Source organism: Saprospiraceae bacterium (genome assembly GCA_016714025.1).
In the GTDB taxonomy this organism is placed as follows: domain Bacteria; phylum Bacteroidota; class Bacteroidia; order Chitinophagales; family Saprospiraceae; genus Vicinibacter.
The window spans coordinates 1,365,516-1,384,653 of sequence record JADJOB010000002.1; the positions used below are offsets into that span (position 1 = coordinate 1,365,516).

20 protein-coding genes are annotated in these 19,138 nt (G+C 37.9%); 16 read left to right on the plus strand and 4 right to left on the minus strand.

Annotated elements, in window-relative coordinates:
- Positions 1 to 310 precede the first annotated feature (310 nt).
- Positions 311 to 1,792 carry an IMP dehydrogenase gene (guaB, locus tag IPJ80_08670; GenBank protein MBK7913560.1) on the minus strand — a complete coding sequence of 494 codons (1,482 nt, stop codon included), beginning with the start codon at positions 1,790 to 1,792 and terminating at the stop codon, positions 311 to 313.
- Positions 1,793 to 1,863: 71 nt separating this feature from the next.
- On the opposite strand from guaB, the gene IPJ80_08675 reads away from it, so the two are divergent.
- Both IPJ80_08675 and IPJ80_08680 read left to right on the plus strand, forming a co-directional pair.
- Positions 1,864 to 2,286: a nucleoside deaminase gene (locus IPJ80_08675; GenBank protein ID MBK7913561.1), complete on the plus strand. Its 423-nt coding sequence runs from the start codon at positions 1,864 to 1,866 to the stop codon at positions 2,284 to 2,286.
- Positions 2,287 to 2,423: 137 nt separating this feature from the next.
- Positions 2,424 to 2,966, plus strand: coding sequence for a hypothetical protein (locus IPJ80_08680; GenBank protein ID MBK7913562.1), 543 nt, complete (start codon positions 2,424 to 2,426; stop codon positions 2,964 to 2,966).
- 43 nt (positions 2,967 to 3,009) lie between these two features.
- Here IPJ80_08680 and IPJ80_08685 read toward each other — a convergent pair whose 3' ends face one another.
- Both IPJ80_08685 and IPJ80_08690 read right to left on the minus strand, forming a co-directional pair.
- Positions 3,010 to 4,353: a 4Fe-4S binding protein gene (locus IPJ80_08685; protein ID MBK7913563.1), complete on the minus strand. Its 1,344-nt coding sequence runs from the start codon at positions 4,351 to 4,353 to the stop codon at positions 3,010 to 3,012.
- Between the two features lie 3 nt (positions 4,354 to 4,356).
- The gene (locus IPJ80_08690; GenBank protein ID MBK7913564.1) at positions 4,357 to 5,709 is read right to left on the minus strand and encodes an NAD(P)/FAD-dependent oxidoreductase; all 1,353 of its coding nucleotides are present in this window, start codon (positions 5,707 to 5,709) and stop codon (positions 4,357 to 4,359) included.
- Between the two features lie 142 nt (positions 5,710 to 5,851).
- On the opposite strand from IPJ80_08690, the gene IPJ80_08695 reads away from it, so the two are divergent.
- The gene (locus IPJ80_08695) at positions 5,852 to 7,825 is read left to right on the plus strand and encodes an Omp28-related outer membrane protein (GenBank protein ID MBK7913565.1); all 1,974 of its coding nucleotides are present in this window, start codon (positions 5,852 to 5,854) and stop codon (positions 7,823 to 7,825) included.
- Between the two features lie 178 nt (positions 7,826 to 8,003).
- On the plus strand, positions 8,004 to 8,696 hold the full coding sequence (locus IPJ80_08700; protein MBK7913566.1) for a T9SS type A sorting domain-containing protein: 693 nt from the start codon (positions 8,004 to 8,006) through the stop codon (positions 8,694 to 8,696).
- Positions 8,697 to 8,746: 50 nt separating this feature from the next.
- Here IPJ80_08700 and IPJ80_08705 read toward each other — a convergent pair whose 3' ends face one another.
- Positions 8,747 to 9,154 carry a 6-carboxytetrahydropterin synthase gene (locus IPJ80_08705; GenBank protein MBK7913567.1) on the minus strand — a complete coding sequence of 136 codons (408 nt, stop codon included), beginning with the start codon at positions 9,152 to 9,154 and terminating at the stop codon, positions 8,747 to 8,749.
- Positions 9,155 to 9,277: 123 nt separating this feature from the next.
- Here IPJ80_08705 and IPJ80_08710 point away from each other — a divergent pair, with 123 nt between their 5' ends.
- The 12 genes from IPJ80_08710 (at position 9,278) to nuoL (ending at position 19,135) form a co-directional block, all read left to right on the plus strand.
- The gene (locus IPJ80_08710) at positions 9,278 to 9,664 is read left to right on the plus strand and encodes an NADH-quinone oxidoreductase subunit A (protein MBK7913568.1); all 387 of its coding nucleotides are present in this window, start codon (positions 9,278 to 9,280) and stop codon (positions 9,662 to 9,664) included.
- A 36-nt stretch (positions 9,665 to 9,700) separates the two neighbouring features.
- A complete protein-coding gene (locus IPJ80_08715; GenBank protein MBK7913569.1) occupies positions 9,701 to 10,243 on the plus strand; it encodes an NADH-quinone oxidoreductase subunit B in 543 nt (180 codons plus the stop codon).
- Positions 10,243 to 10,749 (plus strand): NADH-quinone oxidoreductase subunit C, encoded by a 507-nt coding sequence (locus IPJ80_08720; protein MBK7913570.1) that lies wholly within the window; start codon positions 10,243 to 10,245, stop codon positions 10,747 to 10,749. Before IPJ80_08715 ends, IPJ80_08720 begins: the two co-directional genes overlap by 1 nt.
- A gap of 5 nt (positions 10,750 to 10,754) precedes the next feature.
- Complete coding sequence (locus IPJ80_08725; protein ID MBK7913571.1) at positions 10,755 to 11,981, plus strand: NADH-quinone oxidoreductase subunit D; 1,227 nt, start codon at positions 10,755 to 10,757, stop codon at positions 11,979 to 11,981.
- Positions 11,982 to 12,058: 77 nt separating this feature from the next.
- Positions 12,059 to 12,547 (plus strand): NADH-quinone oxidoreductase subunit NuoE, encoded by a 489-nt coding sequence (gene nuoE, locus IPJ80_08730; GenBank protein MBK7913572.1) that lies wholly within the window; start codon positions 12,059 to 12,061, stop codon positions 12,545 to 12,547.
- 7 nt (positions 12,548 to 12,554) lie between these two features.
- Positions 12,555 to 13,886, plus strand: coding sequence for an NADH-quinone oxidoreductase subunit NuoF (nuoF, locus tag IPJ80_08735; GenBank protein ID MBK7913573.1), 1,332 nt, complete (start codon positions 12,555 to 12,557; stop codon positions 13,884 to 13,886).
- Positions 13,887 to 13,897: 11 nt separating this feature from the next.
- Positions 13,898 to 14,866: a (2Fe-2S)-binding protein gene (locus IPJ80_08740; GenBank protein MBK7913574.1), complete on the plus strand. Its 969-nt coding sequence runs from the start codon at positions 13,898 to 13,900 to the stop codon at positions 14,864 to 14,866.
- On the plus strand, positions 14,863 to 15,879 hold the full coding sequence (gene nuoH / locus IPJ80_08745) for an NADH-quinone oxidoreductase subunit NuoH (protein MBK7913575.1): 1,017 nt from the start codon (positions 14,863 to 14,865) through the stop codon (positions 15,877 to 15,879). Before IPJ80_08740 ends, nuoH begins: the two co-directional genes overlap by 4 nt.
- Positions 15,880 to 15,932: 53 nt before the next feature.
- Positions 15,933 to 16,388 (plus strand): NADH-quinone oxidoreductase subunit NuoI, encoded by a 456-nt coding sequence (gene nuoI, locus IPJ80_08750; protein ID MBK7913576.1) that lies wholly within the window; start codon positions 15,933 to 15,935, stop codon positions 16,386 to 16,388.
- Positions 16,388 to 16,906: an NADH-quinone oxidoreductase subunit J gene (locus IPJ80_08755; GenBank protein MBK7913577.1), complete on the plus strand. Its 519-nt coding sequence runs from the start codon at positions 16,388 to 16,390 to the stop codon at positions 16,904 to 16,906. The genes nuoI and IPJ80_08755 overlap by 1 nt, the downstream gene beginning before the upstream one ends.
- A complete protein-coding gene (gene nuoK / locus IPJ80_08760) occupies positions 16,903 to 17,232 on the plus strand; it encodes an NADH-quinone oxidoreductase subunit NuoK (GenBank protein MBK7913578.1) in 330 nt (109 codons plus the stop codon). Before IPJ80_08755 ends, nuoK begins: the two co-directional genes overlap by 4 nt.
- Positions 17,233 to 17,248: 16 nt before the next feature.
- Positions 17,249 to 19,135: an NADH-quinone oxidoreductase subunit L gene (gene nuoL, locus IPJ80_08765; protein ID MBK7913579.1), complete on the plus strand. Its 1,887-nt coding sequence runs from the start codon at positions 17,249 to 17,251 to the stop codon at positions 19,133 to 19,135.
- The last annotated feature ends 3 nt before the right edge of the window (positions 19,136 to 19,138 follow it).

Below are 19,138 nucleotides of genomic sequence, written 5' to 3' on the forward strand. Positions count from 1 at the left end.
ACTAAAATATTATTTGAATTATTTTATTAATAAATACAATTATTAATATACTAAAGAATAAAAAGACAGAGGAATAAAATTCAGACGGTTCATATTTCCTTCAAAGCATTACTTAAAATATTAAACATTGAAATATACCTAAAGTAAACTTGTAGAATTTCATCATGAAGGTATTCCTTACTGAAAGCATGGCAACATACTAACATTATAAAAATTAGAACATTATTGCATTGTGCATTGCAAGATTGCAGCATTTTCTATAGACTAAAAACTTCTTTTCTAAAGACTAAAATTGCAGCATTGCAATATTTTATTTTCTCGAATAATTTGGCGATTCTTTGGTAATGGTAATATTGTGTGGATGAGATTCATTGATTCCGCTGTTGGTGATGCGCACCAATTTTGCTTTTTGTAAATCTTTAATGGTCTTAGCCCCTACATATCCCATACTGGCTCTCAGTCCGCCGATGTATTGCACCATCACTTCCGAGACCGAACCTTTAAAAGGGACACGTCCTTCAATGCCTTCCGGTACCAATTTTTTTATATCGTCTTCTACATCCTGAAAATAACGGTCTTTGCTACCCAGTTGCATAGCTCCTAAAGATCCCATGCCGCGATAGACTTTGAATTTTCGACCTTCATAAATGATGGTTTCACCGGGTGCTTCTTCGGTTCCTGCAAATAAGGAACCTCCCATAATTGAATGTGCACCGGCAGCAAGCGCTTTTGGAATGTCTCCGGTATAGCGAATGCCTCCATCGGCAATAATGGGGATACCTTTCTTTTGAATTGCTTTGGCGGCTAAGGCAATTGCAGTCAGTTGGGGCACACCAACACCGGCAACGATGCGTGTAGTACAAATGCTGCCCGGACCTACGCCAACTTTTACTCCATTGACTCCGGCGGCAACCAATGCCAGAGCTGCTTCTCCGGTTGCAATGTTGCCTCCAATGATTTGAAGGGATTTAAATTTTTTACGAACCTGTTTAATCATTTGCAAAACGCCCTGTGAATGTCCATGTGCCGTATCAATACAGATGACATCGACATCTACCTGTACCAGGGCTTCAATCCGTTCCATGGTGTCTTTACTAATGCCCACAGCAGCTCCGACTACCAGCCTTCCCAAACTATCCTTACAGGAATTTGGAAAGTTCTCCAATTTCATGATATCCTTATAGGTAATCAATCCAATCAGGGTCCCGTCTTTTTTTACGACCGGCAATTTTTCAATTTTATGCTTCTGTAATATGGATTTTGCCTGATTTAAGGTAGTTCCAGCAGGTGCAGTAATCAGATGTTCTTTGGTCATGATTTCTTTAATCGGCCGGTTGGGATGGGCTTCAAACCGAAGGTCCCGGTTGGTTAAAATTCCAATTAATTTATTGGCATTGTTGACAATCGGAATTCCCCCAATCCGGTGTTGAGACATGAGATTCAGAGCATCTTTAACCTTGGCTTCTGTATCCAGAGTAACCGGATCTATGATCATCCCGCTCTCCGATCGTTTGACACTTCGTACCTGCCGTGCCTGGGCCTCAATGCTCATGTTTTTGTGAATAATTCCGACCCCTCCGGATTGAGCCATAGAAATGGCCATATCCTTTTCGGTTACAGAATCCATCGCGGCGGAGAGAATCGGGACATTGATTTTAATATCCGTGGTTAATCGACTGCTGATGTCAGTATCTCTCGGAAGTACGTCCGAAAAAGCTGGTACTAATAAGACATCGTCAAATGTAAGCGCTTCCTGAATCGGAAACTGATTGGTAAAGAACTGGGTTTCCATGTGCAAAGATATAACTTTGTCCGGATTCTAAAAATGATCCTGTGATTAAGGTATTTGACGATAAAGCGTTTATGAAAATGGCCCTGGATGAGGCTAAAAAAGCAATTGCAGCCGGAGAAGTCCCAATTGGTGCTGTCATTGTTTACAAACAACAGATTTTGGCAAAAGCCCACAATCAAACCGAATTACTAAAAGACGTAACCGCCCATGCTGAAATTTTAGCCATCACAGCGGCTTCGCAGCATGTAAACAGCAAGTATTTGAAAGATTGTACCATTTATGTGAGTCTCGAACCCTGTCCCATGTGCGCAGCAGCCTTGCGATGGGCCCAAATCGGTCGATTGGTGTATGCAGCAGAAGATGAAAAAATGGGTTACATGCGTTTTGGAAATGGCTTGCTCCATCCTAAAACTAAAATTGAATTTGGCTTGCTCCGCACAGAAAGCAGTGATTTGATTAGTACCTTTTTTAAAACAAAAAGAAAACCCAAATAGATGGTTTGGATAGTTAATGAATAGACTCATCAAAAAATCTGTTAAATAAAATAAAACATTTTTTCAAATTAGGTTAAATAGTTTTAAAGTTTCCGAGTCTAATAACTATTTAACATACCTTCGGTAAAATGAAATCTATGAAATCAGTATTGTTCTTTTTTGCAGGGCTCTTCCTGTTCGGAATGTCTTGTTCACCCAGTTTAAGTCCATTCACCCAAAAATTGTATGATGACTATCATTGGAATGCAGATGATTTAAAACAAATTCAATTTTACATTTCCGATGATATTGTATTGCGTCGCAAGGCCAGTGAAGGGGAAACCAAAATTCAAAATGGAAAAATTAAAACCATTAATGGTGAAAAAATTGAAGAATTGATTTTTAAACGAGGCACCCCTTGTGTGTATTTATTTTCACCAAAAGAAGAACGCTTTGCCATTAGTTTTGAGCAAGCAGATCCTCCGCGGTATTTAATGTTTGGACCCAATCCAAAATACAGCAACCGCTACGTCATTTTGGCAAAAGAATGGGATCGCAATCGGGGAATCATCACGTATGAAGGTTCGGAATGGTATACAACCACAGAATCTGCTTATGCTTGTTTATTAATTGACATCAAACGGGCAACCAGTGTTCAAAGAAAATCAACAGTTGTAAAAGGTCAAAAAGTAGGGGAGTAATTCCTTCCTCTTTTGTAAATTTTAATAAGTCATTTAAAATGACTTATTTAAATTTTTCAGCCAAACTTTGATCGCGACTAAATATATCGAGTGTACCATTTTCTAATTTAAGTACACCACGTGGACAAACGGCTGCGCAAATGCCACAACCAACGCAAGAAGCGCGGACTATATTTTTTCCATTTTGTGCATACGAGCGTACATCGATACCCATTTCACAATAAGTAGTGCAGTTGCCACAGGATATGCATTGTCCGCCATTGGTAGTAATGCGAAACCTGGAAAAGAATCGTTGTTGAATGCCAAGGATGGCAGCCATTGGACAGCCAAATCGGCACCATACGCGACTTCCCATCAATGGATAAAATCCAACGCCAATTACTCCGGAAAATGCGGCACCAATTGCAAATCCATATACCGAACGAATTTTTGCTGTTGAATATCCATAAAGGGTTTCTTCACCTGTCAGGTAGGTATAAATTACACCGTAGGTCATTACGATAACAAAAACTAAAATGGAGTAAATTAAAATTCGCTCCATATTCCAGGCTGTTTTTGATTTGTTTGAAAGTTGACGAAACGAATCACCGGCTGTTTCTGCCAGTCCGCCGCAACCACAAATCCACGAACAATACCACCGTTTACCAAATAGAAATGTAAGGATGGGAGATCCTGCAATGATCATCAAAATTCCACCCATCAACATATAGTAACCAATTTCACCTTGTGCTAAGAGTTCATCAATATGCCAGCCATCAAAAAAATAATAGTTTAATGGCCAAATGTTTTTAAAATCATGATAGGGTAAATTCATACGCAACATCAATTCCGGTAAAATAAAAGCAAAGGCCGTTTGAAAAAACATAACAGACAATGTTCGTATGATTTGATAGCGGCTGTGTCTGTATTTAATGATAAATTTAATTCCAAAGAAAAAAATGGCCCAGGTATATAACACCCCATAAACAAACCACTGACTTGCGGGCTGATTTTTTATATAATAACTGAGAGGATCAAAAAATGCAATGAATCCGCTATTCCCTTTTACATCATAACCCAAATAAGAAGGATACCAATAGAGGATACAATAAAACACCGTGAGTATGCAAGCCAATAACCAGGCTAGCCATTTTCTGGAACTGATGGATTTAAACCAAACCCCGTCGTTTTTAATTCCTGCAGGTTTGCCCCAATACAAACTCAAACAATACAAGATAAATCCTACAGAAATATAAGATAAGGCATGGATAATAAAATTGAGATTGTTGTATAAGATTTTATTACAAGCCAGGATGATAAGTGTGATTCCAAAAAGTATAACTCCGATCGCAGTAATTTGAATTAAATCACGATGGGTGAAACCAATTTTATTCAAAAGTAATTTCATTTGTTATTGCTTTTTAGAACGTTTAAAAAATCTGAGTACACTGTCAAAAGAACCACGTGATCTTAAATAGGAAGCTTTGCCAAATTCTATGTTAAATTTTTTCATATACCGTCTCGCAATTCCTTTATAAAATTCCGGTTCAAAAAAAGCCATTCGGATGGTTGAAACTACATGTTCAAGTACCATTTTTTGGCTTATCCATTTTTCACAAACATCCTGACGAAATCGATATCCCATCAATAAAAAACCTTTCACTACTTTGGTATCATGATCATACGTTATTCGGATGCTTTGTCTGCCATTGGGTGATTCCAAATGTAAGCTATTGAGGGGATAATGAATTTGTGCGGGGACAAATCCGTAAACCTGATATTCAATATCAAAAAATTTAGCAGAATTATACCAGGTGATTTGTTGATACGCAGTAGCTTCTTTGCAAATATGATGTGCTAGCGTTTTACCCATAGCCCGCGCGATGTACCATGCAGTTTCGATAGATTTTCTTCCTAAGATTGGATTTCGAAGTTGCGCGCAATCACCGATAGCATACACATGCTCGATATTGGTTTCAAGGAAATCATTTACCAGGATCCCTTGATCACATTCAAGCTCCGTATTTTGAACACACTCGATATTTGGTTTAACCCCAACAGCGATTCCAACGAAGTTACAGGTAATTTCATGTCCATTATTGGTAACAACTGCTCTTACACGACCTAAATCATCTGAAAGGATTTCGCTTACTTGAGTTTCCAGGTGTAAATCAACACCATGGTCCTGAATGTGCCTGGTAATCATCCGGGCTTCGTCTTCCGGAAGTACCTGCGCCCAATAATCAGATTCGCGAACCAGCATGCTTACGGGTATTTTACGTGAACAAAACATTTCTGCCAGTTCGATTGCGATGAGACCTCCACCAATGATCACGGCTTGTTGAATCGATGGTGTCAAGTTTTCGATATGCTCCAAATCCTGTTTGGAATACAAACTACAAACCCCTTCCAGTTGATTCCCTGGAATTTCAATTGTTCTGGAATTGGAGCCTGTAGCCAGGATTAAACGATCGTATGAAAGTGGCTTTTCATTTTCAGTAATTACACATTTGGAGTGAAAATCAATGGACAAAACCCTGGTGTGCAGCAAATCGATTCCGTTTTTGCTGTAAAAATCATGTGGATAGGGCTCAATATCCTTCCATCGCAAATGGCCCATATAGACATACATCAATGCCGTCCGAGAGAAAAAATAGGCTGATTCTGAGGATATTACACAGATTTTGACCTCGCTGAGTTTACGCAATTCGCGTGCGGCAGTTATTCCAGCAATGCCATTCCCTACTATTACTATTTGCTCCATTTCCTTTTCTGCCAATTTTTCTTTGGATTTTAATGGAAAAACTTATTACGAAAATTACTGTAGAACGTTAAAATTCAAAATTAATTGAAATAATAATATATTTTTGCTGCCTTAATCTTATTCCACAACAAAACAATTCCATATGAAACAAATTTACATTCTTGTTTTCTTAGGAGTTTTGGCAAGTTCTATCGCATACAGTCAGGCACCACGCCGTGTTTTAGTAGAAGAATTTACCCAGGCTTCTTGTCCTCCCTGTGCTGCTTACAATCCGGGATTCCATAAAATAATATTTACACCCGGCAATGAATCAAAGGTGACCTTATTGTGTTACCAGACCAGTTGGCCAGGCACAGACCCAATGAATTCTCAAAATCCAACCGATGTTCAAAGTCGTGTTACCTATTATGGTGTGAATGCAGTACCCGATTGTTTGGCAGATGGAGGTGTAACCCAGGCAGGGGCCCCCATTTTTCATGGAAATATTGCAGATTTTACTCAAGGGATTATCAATACCCGTTCAGTTGTAACCAGTCCGGTTGAAATTACTGTGAATCATGAATTGGCTACCAAACTGGATTCTGTCACCATGACAGTAAGTGTTAAAAATGTAAGTGCCAATGTATTGCCCGCAGAATACACCATGCATGTAATTTTAATTGAGAAAGTGGTTGAATTTCATATTCCACCAGGTACCAATGGTGAGTTGGAATTTTATTCAGTAACCCGTAAAATGGCACCAAATGCTGCTGGTACTAAATTAACAGCAATTGATCCTGGAGCAAGTTTGGATTATACCTTTAAGATTGCCATTCCAAGCTATATCTACAACTTGAGAAACTTAGGAGTCGTTGCTTTTGTGCAGCATACTGCAAAAAAAGAAGTGATTCAATCAAACGAAAGTTTTCCAAAAGCAATTCCAGGTGCAAGTACCTATGTTGATTTAGGAACCTCAGCTACCTTATCAGGTTTTTCTGGTATTTGTGATAATAACATAGCTTTTAAAGTTGATTTTGAAAACCTGGGTACAGATACCATCCGCACCTTATCAGTTGATTTGATGATCAACAACGTGAAGAAAACCGGACAAACCAATTTGGCAGTTAATATTCCTGCTGGTGGAACTGGATTTTACGAATTTAAAAATGTAAACATTACACCAGGAAAAGCTCAGATTAACTACAGGATTAACAATGTGAATGGTGCAAGTAAAGACATCGACAAACTCAATAATACCGGCCCACACAGATTTTTATATACAGTAGATCCAACTCCTTTCACTGAGGAATTGCACGAAGCATTTGAGGTGAGTGCCCGCGGTGTTATTCCAGCTCATAATTATGTTGAGAATTATTCTACCATGCGCGTATATCCTGCTGATAAAGCATTTTTTGGTGCACCTGAAGAAATTGGAGCTTTTGGAAATTCTGTGTATTCATTATTCTGGGATTTTTATTTCGGACCAGAAAATACAGAAGTAGGTTATTTCTTTGACAAAGTAAATTTAACCAATAGCAAAAACACAGCGTTTATGATGAGTCGTGCATTTGCTACTAAAAATAGTGAAGCGGTAAGTCTGATTGTTGAAGCATCTAAAGATTGTGGAGCTAACTGGACTACGATTTACTCAAAAGTTGGGGATGAATTGGCTACTGTTGCACCAATACCTGGTACTTATTTTGCACCAAGTTCAGCAGATTGGATCCGGGATACTACAGACATCAGTCAATTTGATGGGGAAGCTGAAGTAATCTTCCGATTAAAAGGATTTAATCCTCCTGGTGGTTCCAATTTATTATTCCTGGACGATATCGATATCGCTCCTTTGTCACCTGTTGGTGTTGAAGATGCAGGTATTTTAACAAGAATGGAAGTATTTCCAAATCCTGTGAAAGATCAAATAAATATTCAGGTGAACTCTCAGGAAAAAGCAACAGCAAGTATTCAATTGTATGATGTTCATGGAAAAATGATCAGCGTTTTAGACAGGTCACTTAACTTGTTTGCTGGCGAAAACCAAAAATCTTACAACGTTTCTGCTATTCATTCAGGCGTTTATAATTTGAAAATTGTTACAGACAAAGGGGTGAGAAACCACTTTATTCAAATTCAATAAATTACTTGACATAAAAGGGCGTTTTAAAGTTCCCTTGAATTATAAAAAGCCGGTTTCTTTGAAATCGGCTTTTTTTATGTGATCCATTGAAATTCTCGAATTTTTTTCCAATAAAAAAGCCCTTTGAATTCATACTAAAAAAGTATATCTTTACAGATTAATGCTAAGCTCCAGGCCTATGAAATATATATACCTGATATTCAGTCTTTTGTGTATACATGTGGGATTCGCTCAATCACCAAAAGTGAGTGTTAATCCAAATCCGAATACCATTTTTTTTGTTCCGGATATGACAGACCATTTTGCACATGGCAAAATGAAGAACAAGACCAATGCAACCATCAATGCATTGTGGACCCGTCAAATTTCAATGTTGCCTGCTGGTTGGAGTACCTATATCTGTGATGCCAATAATTGTTATGCGGATCATGTAGACAAATGTCCATATAATAACCCCAATATCATAGGAGCTAATGACTCTGCCACCCTGGATGTTCATATTTTTGATGACGGCAACATGGGAGAAGCCCATATTATTATGTGGGTTTATGAAAAAGAAGACACACTGAATAAGTTTAGAGCAGACTATTCTTTTAATAAAATTGTATCAAATAAAGACGTTAAAAACATAGCCATTAAAGTTTACCCAAATCCGGCATCCAATTCATTTTCAGTTGAATTTAACACCGGACTTACCCGAGTTGATTTATACTCTATCTTAGGTAAAAAAGTAACTTCATATCCTGCAATTCAAAAAGGCAGTTATGATATCAGCTGGTTGGATGATGGTCTTTATTTTGTGAAATTGATTGGTCCAAACGACCAGATGTTACGCACTATCAGACTTCAAAAGCGCTCTTACAAACCCTAATTCATTGAATTAGAGGATTCTAAAGGATCCGCTTAAGTACAAAATATATTTCAAGCAGGGTATTCCACAAAATTCCTGGGCGTTTCTGACAATCTGATATGGATGTCTAAATGTTCAGAAATTACTTTTCGAAGAATTTCATAGATCAGAATGCAAATATTCTCTGCAGTGGGAACCTTGGATTTAAATTCCGGCAAATCCAAGTTCAGATTTTTGTGATCAAAATACAGTTCTACGTGCTGCTCTAAAATTTCCTTCAAGGTTTTCAGATCCATGAGGATTCCAGTTTCCGGATCCAATTCGCCACTTATTTTGACATCCAGTTCATAATTGTGACCATGAAAATTTGGGTTGCTGCAGATTCCAAAAACAGAACGGTTTTTCTCATCAGACCATTCAGGTTTATATAGTCTATGGGCTGCATTGAAGTGGGCTTTTCTGATTATTGAAATTCGCATGGTGTGAAATTTAAACAAAAGTAAGAAGTTTATAAAAAGCCTTGTTTTAATCCTCCAAAAGCCTGGAAAATACTATCATTTGTGCTTAAGCGCCGTTATATTTGCGCCAATTATTAAGGCCGTATGGAGGCACAACACGTACCTTTTGACTATATACCAATTCTAATCCAGTTGCTTGTTGCAATGGGTTTTGTTGTAATTACCCTGATAGGAACCCATTTATTGGGTCCAAAGCGGTCCGGGAAACGCAAAGATGCCAGTTTTGAATGTGGTTTAGATGCGGTAGGAAATGCCCGAAGCCCTTTTTCGATTCGCTATTTTATGACCGCTATCTTGTTTGTACTGTTTGATGTGGAAATTATATTTATGTATCCCTGGGCAGTCAATTTCAGAAAGTTGGGCTGGTTTGGCTTTGCGGAAATGTTTATTTTTCTTGCTTTACTGATGGCTGGTTTCTATTATGTATTGTTGAAAGGAATTTTAAAATGGGAAACAAACGAAGAACATTAAACTTGTTTCAGGACGTGAATTGATTGACAATTAAAAATGAGTACAGTAAAAATAGTTGAAGCACCGGAAGGAATTGGAGGACAAGGTTTTTTTGCAACCAGCCTGGATTCCGTTGTTGGTCTAGCTCGTAAAAACAGTATTTGGCCACTTCCGTTTGCCACCTCTTGTTGTGGAATTGAATTTATGTCCACGATGTCATCTCATTATGATTTGGCTCGTTTTGGATCGGAGCGTTTAAGCTTTACACCTCGTCAGGCAGATTTGCTCATGGTGATGGGGACGATTGCTAAAAAAATGGGACCCGTTTTAAGACAGGTCTATGAACAAATGGCAGAACCCAAATGGGTCATTGCGGTCGGAGCCTGTGCATCGAGTGGAGGAATCTTTGATACCTACAGTGTTTTACAAGGCATTGATCGCATCATTCCAGTGGATGTTTACGTTCCCGGATGTCCTCCCAGACCGGAACAAATTATTGAAGGAGTTATGCGCATTCAGGATTTAATTGGGAAGGAATCAATCAGAAGAAGAAATTCTGAAGAGTACAAAAAATTAATGGAAGAATATCTTGTGAAATAATGGAACCCATCAATCTCGCAACAATTCAACATCACATCGATGCACATTTAGCTAATGGAATCCAGATTTCACAAGATGCATTCGGGGTTTATACCTGCGAACTTGATGTGAAGCAATTGTATCAGTTTGTTCATTTTTTATACAAGGATGAAGTCCTTGCAATAAATTTTTTAACAGATATCTGTGGCGTTCATTTTCCTGATCAGGCATTAAAAGAAATTGGAGTAGTTTATCATTTGCAAAGTATGAAACATCATTTGCGCTTGCGAGTGAAAGTTTTTGTTTCTGAAAGCAAACCGGAAGTCCCAAGTTTAACGGGTATTTACGGATCTGCAAATTGGATGGAACGCGAAACCTATGATTTTTACGGTGTTCAATTTTTGGGTCACCCAAATCTTAAACGCATTCTCAATATGGATGAAATGGTAGCATTTCCCATGAGAAAAGAATTTCCACTAGAGGACCCGAACCGGGAAGATAAAATTGATTACCAATTTGGAAGATAAGAGGGATGAAGACCAACTTAGAATTTTTAGCAAACATTAAATTGCCCGATAAACCGGAGATTCCATACAATACGCTTAATTTGGGTCCAACCCACCCTGCAACCCATGGTATTTTTCAAAACGTGCTCACCATGGATGGAGAACGCATCGTACATGGCGAACAAACAATAGGATATATTCACAGAGCTTTTGAAAAAATTGCAGAGCGCAGACCTTTTTATCAAATTACTCCGCTCACAGATCGTTTGAATTATTGCTCTGCACCCATTAATAATACAGGCTGGTATTTAACCGTAGAAAAATTATTAGGAGTTCAAGTGCCAAAGCGCGTGGATTATATGCGTGTAATGGTTATGGAACTTGCCCGCATTGCAGATCATATTATTTGTAATTCGATTTTAGGCGTTGATACCGGTGCTCTCACTGGGTTTACCTATGTGTACCAATGGCGTGAATTTATCTATGAAATTTATGAAGAAATTTGTGGTGCTCGTTTAACAACAAACATGGGCCGTATCGGTGGATTTGAAAGAGATTTTAATCCCATCGTATTTGAAAAAACAAATAAATTTTTAAAGGAATTTCCACCGGTTTGGCGAGAGTTTGAAAGTCTGCTTTCACGAAATCGGATTTTTATGGATCGAACCATTGATACCGGTGGACTCAGCATGGAACGTGCATTGAATTACGGGTTTACTGGTCCGAATTTAAGAGCATGTGGCTTGGATTACGATGTGCGCACAGCAGAGCCTTATTGTTCTTATGAAGATTTTAAATTTGAAATACCAGTTGGTACTACTGGAGATACTTATGATCGATTTGTAGTTCGTAATGAAGAAATCTGGCAAAGTTTGAGTTTGGTTGAACAAGCCATGCATAAAATTCAAGCGTTGGAACCTGGAGTTTTTCATGCCGATTGTGATAAATATTATCTTCCTCCAAAACAGGAAGTTTATAAAAATATGGAAGCATTGATCTACCATTTTAAAATTATTATGGGTGAAATCGATGCTCCTAAAGGTGAAGTATATCAGGCAGTTGAAGGTGCAAACGGTGAATTGGGTTTTTACTTAATCAGCGATGGCGGAAGAACTCCGTATCGTCTGCATTTTAGAAGACCTTGTTTTATTTATTACCAGGCATTTCCGGAAATGGTCAGAGGACAATTGCTCTCTGATGCCATTGTTGTAATGAGTAGTTTGAATGTAATTGCCGGTGAACTGGATGCTTAAATTAAAGTAATTACGAAGTAGTACTTGCGAATTAATAAATGTTGTGGTTTGAATAATGGTTTTAGTGAAAAATAAATATGCCATTTACAAGTGAACGGTTAAAACAATTTGAGGATATTAAAAAAAGATATCCGGAAGGAAAGCACAAATCTGCTTTGCTGCCAATATTGCATTTGGTTCAGGAAGATCATGGCTGGTTGCCGGTGGATGCCATGAATGAAGTAGCAGAGGTATTGGATATTAAACCCATTGAAGTATATGAAGTCGCAACGTTTTATACGATGTTTCATGTAAAGCCGGTTGGTAAATATGTTTTGGAAATTTGTCGTACCGGCCCTTGTTGTTTAGTTGGAGCAGAATCAATGATTCAATATTTAAAAGAAAAACTGAATGTTGAAGAAGGGGAAACTACTCAAGATGGTTTATTTACAATCAAACCCGTTGAATGTCTTGCTTCTTGTGGTACCGGCCCTGTATTGCAAATTGGCCCTGATTACAAATACCATGAACACCTGACAAAAGAAAAAATAGATTCATTGATTGACGAACTTAGGTCTAAAGGATAATAGAGGAATGAAATTATTACTAGAACATATCGATAAACCTGGAATCCAATCAATTGATGGATATATAAAAAATGGAGGCTATCGCTCCGTTGAAAAAGCACTCAAACAATTAAGTCCAGATCAACTGGTTGAAGAAGTCAAGACTTCCGGATTAAGAGGTCGAGGAGGAGCAGGATTTCCAACTGGAATGAAATGGTCTTTTCTCGATAAAAAATCAGACAAACCGAAATACCTTGTTTGTAATGCGGATGAATCCGAACCGGGTACTTTTAAGGACCGTTTTTTAATGGAACATATTCCTCATTTGTTGATTGAAGGAATGATTGTTTCTTCTTTTGCATTGACTGCAAAAACATCTTATATCTATGTTCGGGGTGAAATGATGTATATCATACGCATTCTCGAAAAAGCAATTGCAGAAGCATATGCTAAAGGCTATCTTGGAAAAAATATTTTAGGTAGCGGATATGATTTGGATTTATTTGTTCAAGCTGGTGGAGGTGCCTATATCTGTGGTGAAGAAACTGCCTTACTGGAATCACTTGAAGGCAAACGCGGCAATCCAAGAAACAAGCCACCATTTCCAGCAGTTTGGGGTTTGTATGGTTGCCCAACGGTAGTAAACAATGTAGAAACAATAGCAGCAGTGCCATGGATTGTCAATCAGGGTGGTGCGGCTTATGCTGCAATCGGGATCGGAAAAAGTACCGGTACCAAATTAATTTCAGCATGTGGAAACATAAATAAACCGGGTGTTTATGAAATTGAATTGGGATTGCCGGTTGAAGAATTTATATACAGCGATGATTATTGTGGTGGAATCGCAAATGGAAGAGAACTAAAGGCAGTTGTTGCCGGTGGTTCTTCAGTACCCATTCTCCCAAAAAATCTGATATTAAAAACAGCCAGTCAGGAAGCTCGTTTAATGAGTTACGAATCACTGTCTGATGGTGGATTTGTAAGTGGAACCATGTTAGGTTCTGGTGGTTTCATCGTATTCGATGATCAAGCCTGCATTGTGAGAAACTTGTGGAATTTTACCCGTTTTTACCATCATGAAAGTTGTGGACAATGCAGTCCATGCAGAGAAGGTACCGGTTGGATGGAAAAAGTGTTACACCGCATTGAATATGGTCATGGCAAATTGACTGATATTGATTTATTGGTTGATGTAGCTAAAAAAATAGAAGGAAAAACAATATGTCCTTTGGGGGAAGCAGCAGCATGGCCGGTAGCCAGTGCCATTCGCCATTTTAGGGATGAATTTGAAGCGCATGTCAGGAATCCGGAATCGTGTAATGCCAGGCATTTACATTTTGAAACTGCAATGAGCCATTAAATAAAACAAGAATGGAAAATCTTTTTAAAGTAACCATAGACGGTAAAAGTATTGAAGTTCCACCCGGAACGACCATACTTCAAGCTGCAAGGCAAATCGGAGGAAAGTATCCACCCGCTATGTGTTATTATTCTTCTTTGAAAGACACGGGAGGAAAATGCCGCGTATGTCTGGTGAAAGTTGCACAATCCAGTGAAGCCAATCCCAGGCCTATGCCAAAATTGGTCGCAAGCTGTCTTACACGCGTTGAACATGGAATGGTGGTTGAAAATGAAAGTTCTCCGGAAGTACTGGAAGCTCGCAATGGAGTCGTTGAATTTTTATTAATCAATCACCCCTTGGATTGTCCTGTTTGCGATCAGGCAGGAGAATGCGATTTGCAAAATCTTTCCTACGAACATGGTACTGAGGGAACCCGCTATGAAGAATCAAGAAGAGAATTTAATAAGATAGATATTGGACCTTATGTCCAATTGCACATGACCCGCTGTATTTTATGTTATCGTTGTGTTTATGCGGCTGAGCAACTTACAGACTCACGCGTACACGGTGTTTTAAATCGTGGAGACGTTTCAGAAATCAGTACCTACATTCAACATGCAATTGATAAAGATTTTTCTGGAAATATTATTGATGTTTGTCCGGTGGGTGCATTGACAGATAAAACATATCGATTTAAACAACGCGTATGGTTTTCAAAACCATTTAATGCACATCGTTCCTGTTCTAAATGTTCAGGTAAAACAATAGCCTGGATGAAAGGCGATGATATTATTCGAATTACAGCCAGAAAAAATGCATTTGGGGAAGTGGAAGATTTTATTTGCAACGAATGCAGATTTGAACATAAAGAAACAGCAGATTGGCACATTGAAGGTCCAAGAGATATGGGAGAAGATTCTGTGATATCTGCAAATAAATATGAATTGCCGGTGATTTCACCTGCAGTAAATGTGGACGCCAAATTTGTTTCAGAATGAGCGAGCTGATTTTTAAATTAATATTCATTTCAGTCATATTTGGCTTGTCTTTGTTTATTGCGATGTATTCTACCTACGCAGAACGAAAACTAGCTGCCTTTCTGCAAGACCGATTGGGACCCAATCGCGCCGGACCTTTCGGATTGTTGCAACCTTTGGCTGATGGGATTAAATTATTTTTTAAAGAGGAATTTATCCCAAAAGCTTCAGATCGGTGGTTATTTATTATGGGTCCTGGTTTTTTTATGATTACTGCATTGATGACAAGTGCTGTAATCCCTTTTGCACCCGATTTGCCTTGGAATGGTCAGATTTTTTCAATGCAAGCCACGGATTTGAATGTGGGTATTTTATATTTATTTGGAGTCGTTTCGTTGGGTGTATACGGGATCTTGATCGGAGGATGGGCTTCTAATAATAAATTTAGTTTATTAGGTGCAATTCGCGCTGCATCTCAAAATATCAGTTACGAACTGGCCATGGGTTTGTCTATCGTTTCACTGATCATGGTTACATCCAGTTTATCGTTGCGCGATATCGTAGATCAACAAAGCGGTTGGCATTGGAATGTAATTTATCAGCCCCTGGGTTTTTTAATATTTATTATATGTGCTTTTGCAGAAACCAATCGCGCTCCATTTGATTTGCCTGAATGCGAAACAGAATTGGTTGGCGGATATCATACAGAGTTTTCTTCTATGAAACTTGGTTTTTATCTGTTTGCAGAATATATCAATATGTTTGTAAGCAGTGCAGTGCTGGCAACTTTATATTTTGGTGCATACCAATTTCCTTTTATTAGTAGTATGGATCCTGGTTTAACTAAAACATTATTAGGAGCTGGTGTCATGTTCGGAAAAATTTTCTTTTTCATCTTTTTATTTATTTGGATCCGATGGACCTTACCTCGGTTCAGATATGATCAATTGATGAATTTAGGTTGGAAAGTTTTAATCCCACTGGCGGTGTTAAATATTATTTTAACCGGTGCATTTATATTATTTAAATCGTAACAATGATTGAATATAAACTGACGAATAAAAGAAAAATCATGTTTCGTAAACCGATGACGTTTATGGAACGGATTTATCTTCCGGCCGTGTTGAAAGGAATGGCAATTACCTTAAGTCACTTATTTAAGAAAAAAGCTACGATTCAATATCCGGAACAGAAACGTCCGATGAGTGAAGTATTCAGAGGATTGCATATTTTAAAAAGAGACGATCAAGGTGCAGAACGTTGTACAGCATGTGGATTGTGCGCTTTGGCATGTCCAGCAGAAGCAATTACCATGACCGCTGCAGAGCGGAAACCAGAAGAAAAGAAATTGTACCGCGAGGAGAAATATGCATCAGTTTATGAAATCAATATGTTGCGATGTATCTTTTGTGGTTTGTGTGAAGAAGCATGCCCCAAGGCCGCGATATTCTTACAAAATGATGTCATGGCTCCGGCAAGTTTCGAGCGGGAAGATTTTATATATGGAAAAGATCGATTGGTTGAACCCTTGAAGTTAAATTGATGCAAAACCTGTTTTATATTTTATCCGGCTTAACCATTTTTGCAGCAATTATGGTTATCATTTCTAAACATCCGATCCGGAGTATTTTATTTTTAGTATTTACTTTTTTTCTGATATCTGCACATTATGTGTTACTCAATGCTCAGTTTTTAGCATTGGTAAATGTGGTGGTTTATGCAGGTGCAATCATGGTGTTGTTTCTTTTCGTTGTCATGTTTTTAAATTTAAATCAGGAAATTGAACGATTTAAATCCTGGATTCCTTTAAGCGCTGCTGCAATTTCAGGAGCTTGTTTGTTTTTAGTATTCTTCTCAGCATTTAGAACAGCTGCATTGACACAGCATGACAATACCGGTGGATATCAACACGGTTTGGTAGAAAATTTAGGAGAAGTTTTATATCGTGATTATTTATTTCCAATGGAAATTTGTTCCGTTTTGTTTTTAGTAGCAATGATCGGCGTTGTTTTATTAGGCCGTAAAGAACGGGTCGAACCAGTTAAAATTAATTTACCATGAATTCAATTCCGGAGTTAATACGCACAGTTCCGTTAGAGCAGTATCTCATGCTGAGTACCTGTTTGTTTTTTATCGGTATGATTGGCGTATTGGTAAGACGCAATATTATTATAGTGTTTATGTGTATTGAAATCATGTTAAATGCTGTAAATCTATTGATGGTCTCCGTTTCAGCATATCGGGGAGAAGCCTCCGGACAAATTATGGTTTTATTAATAATGGCAGTAGCTGCAGCAGAAGTTTCTGTTGGGCTGGCAATTATCGTGATGATGTATAAAAATTTAAAAACAACCAACATCGATTTATTTAATCAATTGAAAGGTTGAGCAAGAGGAAAACAGCATGGATGCAACACTAATATTACACATTATACTTTGGCCACCACTTATCGGATTTTTGATAAATGGTTTATTTGGTAATTCATTTCCTAAATGGGCTGTTAGTATACTAGCATGTTTGGGCCCGCTTACCAGTTTCGTTGGAACCGTTTTAGCTTATACCTATTTGTCGGGTCCGGCTCATTCAATTCCACTTTACACCTGGTTTATTGTTGAAGGAAGTGCAAAAATTAATTTTGGCTTTTATATAGATCATCTGGCTATCATTATGTTATTTGTTGTAACAGGCGTTGGAAGTTTAATACATGCCTATTCTACTGGTTACATGCATGATGATAAGGGGTATTCCAGATTTATGTCCTACATGAATTTGTTTTTATTTTCCATGCTCTTGCTGGTCCTTGGTTCAAATCTGGTGGTCTTATTTGCAGGTTGGGAAGGAGTTGGCTTGTGTTCGTTTTTATTGATTGGTTTCTGGTTTGAAAATAAAGAATACAATCGGGCTGCTGCAAAGGCCTTTATCATGAATCGGATTGGGGATCTTGGATTTTTAGTTGCTATATTTTTAATAATCAATAAGTTTGGAGGAATAGAATTTACAGATATCCATGAAACCATTATGGAAGAAGGTCAATTGCATGATCCTCAAATATTATTAATATGCCTCTTGTTGTTTTTAGGTGTTTGTGGAAAATCTGCTCAAATTCCTTTATTTACCTGGTTACCGGATGCAATGGCTGGTCCAACACCTGTTTCAGCTTTGATCCACGCTGCGACTATGGTTACCGCAGGGATCTATTTGATTGCAAGAATGTACTTCCTGTTTGATTATGCACCTCAGAGTCTAACCATTATTGCTATTACAGGATGTATTACTGCATTGGTCGCCGCAACCATTGCATTAAAACAAAACGATATTAAAAAAATATTAGCCTATTCAACCGTCAGCCAATTGGGTTATATGGCTGTTGCCTTAGGTGTTGGTGCTTATATATCGGCAGTATTTCATCTGATGACCCATGCATTTTTTAAAGCCTTATTGTTTTTAGGTGCCGGCAGTGTGATTCATGGTTTACATGGTGAACAAGACATCAGCAAAATGGGCGGATTGAAGTCAAAGATGAAATGGACCTATGCTGTTATGCTGATTGGTACCTTAGCCATTGTTGGGTGTCCTCCGTTTGCAGGTTTCTTTTCTAAAGATGAAATTTTAGCTGCGGTGTATTCTAAAAACTTTTGGTTTTTTCTAGTATTGGCATTTGCTTCCGTTTTTACAGCATGGTATATGTTCCGATTATTATTTGCAACCTTTCATGGACAATTCAGAGGTTCGGAAGAAAAACTGAACAAGGTTCATGAATCTTCTTATAGTATGGTAATTCCATTAGTTGTGCTAGCTGTATTTTCTATCCTTGGAGGCTTTGTCGGATTGCCGGAAATTACCGGAGGTGATCATAAATTATATAAATTTTTAGTTCAATCCATTGCACATACCCGATTTAAAGTTACCCATTTATTTGAATACAGTTTATGGGGTGTAACTGTCCTAGCTCTAGTGTCCATTGGTTATATAACTTTTAAAAAATACGCAACTTCAGATACTAAAGTTTTTGAACCAGGAAATTCACTGATTTCCAGAATCATTGTAAATAAATTTTATCTGGATGAATTGTACGCAATGCTTTTTGTTAATCCTTTAAAGAAAACTGGAAGCTGGATTATAAATCAATTTGAATATGGAGTAATTGATCGGTTGATTCGAATACCAGACAACCTCATTGAGTCATCAAGTTATGCACTTAAAAATTTACAATCGGGTAAATTGAGTTGGTACTTGTTAAGTACTGTAGTCAGTATATTATTAATTGTCTTAGTGTTTATTTACAGATAAGCT

What these genes read in the sequence shown, in the direction of transcription:
- IPJ80_08715 (MBK7913569.1), top strand. Translation starts at nt 9,701, where the DNA reads ATGAGTACAGTAAAAATAGTTGAAGCACCGGAAGGAATTGGAGGACAA.
- IPJ80_08740 (MBK7913574.1), top strand. Translation starts at nt 13,898, where the DNA reads ATGGAAAATCTTTTTAAAGTAACCATAGACGGTAAAAGTATTGAAGTT.
- nuoF (MBK7913573.1), top strand. Translation starts at nt 12,555, where the DNA reads ATGAAATTATTACTAGAACATATCGATAAACCTGGAATCCAATCAATT.
- IPJ80_08695 (MBK7913565.1), top strand. Translation starts at nt 5,852, where the DNA reads ATGAAACAAATTTACATTCTTGTTTTCTTAGGAGTTTTGGCAAGTTCT.
- IPJ80_08675 (MBK7913561.1), top strand. Translation starts at nt 1,864, where the DNA reads ATGAAAATGGCCCTGGATGAGGCTAAAAAAGCAATTGCAGCCGGAGAA.
- IPJ80_08700 (MBK7913566.1), top strand. Translation starts at nt 8,004, where the DNA reads ATGAAATATATATACCTGATATTCAGTCTTTTGTGTATACATGTGGGA.
- IPJ80_08690 (MBK7913564.1), bottom strand. Translation starts at nt 5,709, where the DNA reads ATGGAGCAAATAGTAATAGTAGGGAATGGCATTGCTGGAATAACTGCC.
- IPJ80_08755 (MBK7913577.1), top strand. Translation starts at nt 16,388, where the DNA reads ATGCAAAACCTGTTTTATATTTTATCCGGCTTAACCATTTTTGCAGCA.
- nuoK (MBK7913578.1), top strand. Translation starts at nt 16,903, where the DNA reads ATGAATTCAATTCCGGAGTTAATACGCACAGTTCCGTTAGAGCAGTAT.
- IPJ80_08685 (MBK7913563.1), bottom strand. Translation starts at nt 4,353, where the DNA reads ATGAAATTACTTTTGAATAAAATTGGTTTCACCCATCGTGATTTAATT.
- IPJ80_08710 (MBK7913568.1), top strand. Translation starts at nt 9,278, where the DNA reads ATGGAGGCACAACACGTACCTTTTGACTATATACCAATTCTAATCCAG.
- IPJ80_08725 (MBK7913571.1), top strand. Translation starts at nt 10,755, where the DNA reads ATGAAGACCAACTTAGAATTTTTAGCAAACATTAAATTGCCCGATAAA.
- nuoI (MBK7913576.1), top strand. Translation starts at nt 15,933, where the DNA reads ATGACGTTTATGGAACGGATTTATCTTCCGGCCGTGTTGAAAGGAATG.
- nuoL (MBK7913579.1), top strand. Translation starts at nt 17,249, where the DNA reads ATGGATGCAACACTAATATTACACATTATACTTTGGCCACCACTTATC.
- nuoE (MBK7913572.1), top strand. Translation starts at nt 12,059, where the DNA reads ATGCCATTTACAAGTGAACGGTTAAAACAATTTGAGGATATTAAAAAA.
- guaB (MBK7913560.1), bottom strand. Translation starts at nt 1,792, where the DNA reads ATGGAAACCCAGTTCTTTACCAATCAGTTTCCGATTCAGGAAGCGCTT.
- IPJ80_08705 (MBK7913567.1), bottom strand. Translation starts at nt 9,154, where the DNA reads ATGCGAATTTCAATAATCAGAAAAGCCCACTTCAATGCAGCCCATAGA.
- nuoH (MBK7913575.1), top strand. Translation starts at nt 14,863, where the DNA reads ATGAGCGAGCTGATTTTTAAATTAATATTCATTTCAGTCATATTTGGC.
- IPJ80_08720 (MBK7913570.1), top strand. Translation starts at nt 10,243, where the DNA reads ATGGAACCCATCAATCTCGCAACAATTCAACATCACATCGATGCACAT.
- IPJ80_08680 (MBK7913562.1), top strand. Translation starts at nt 2,424, where the DNA reads ATGAAATCAGTATTGTTCTTTTTTGCAGGGCTCTTCCTGTTCGGAATG.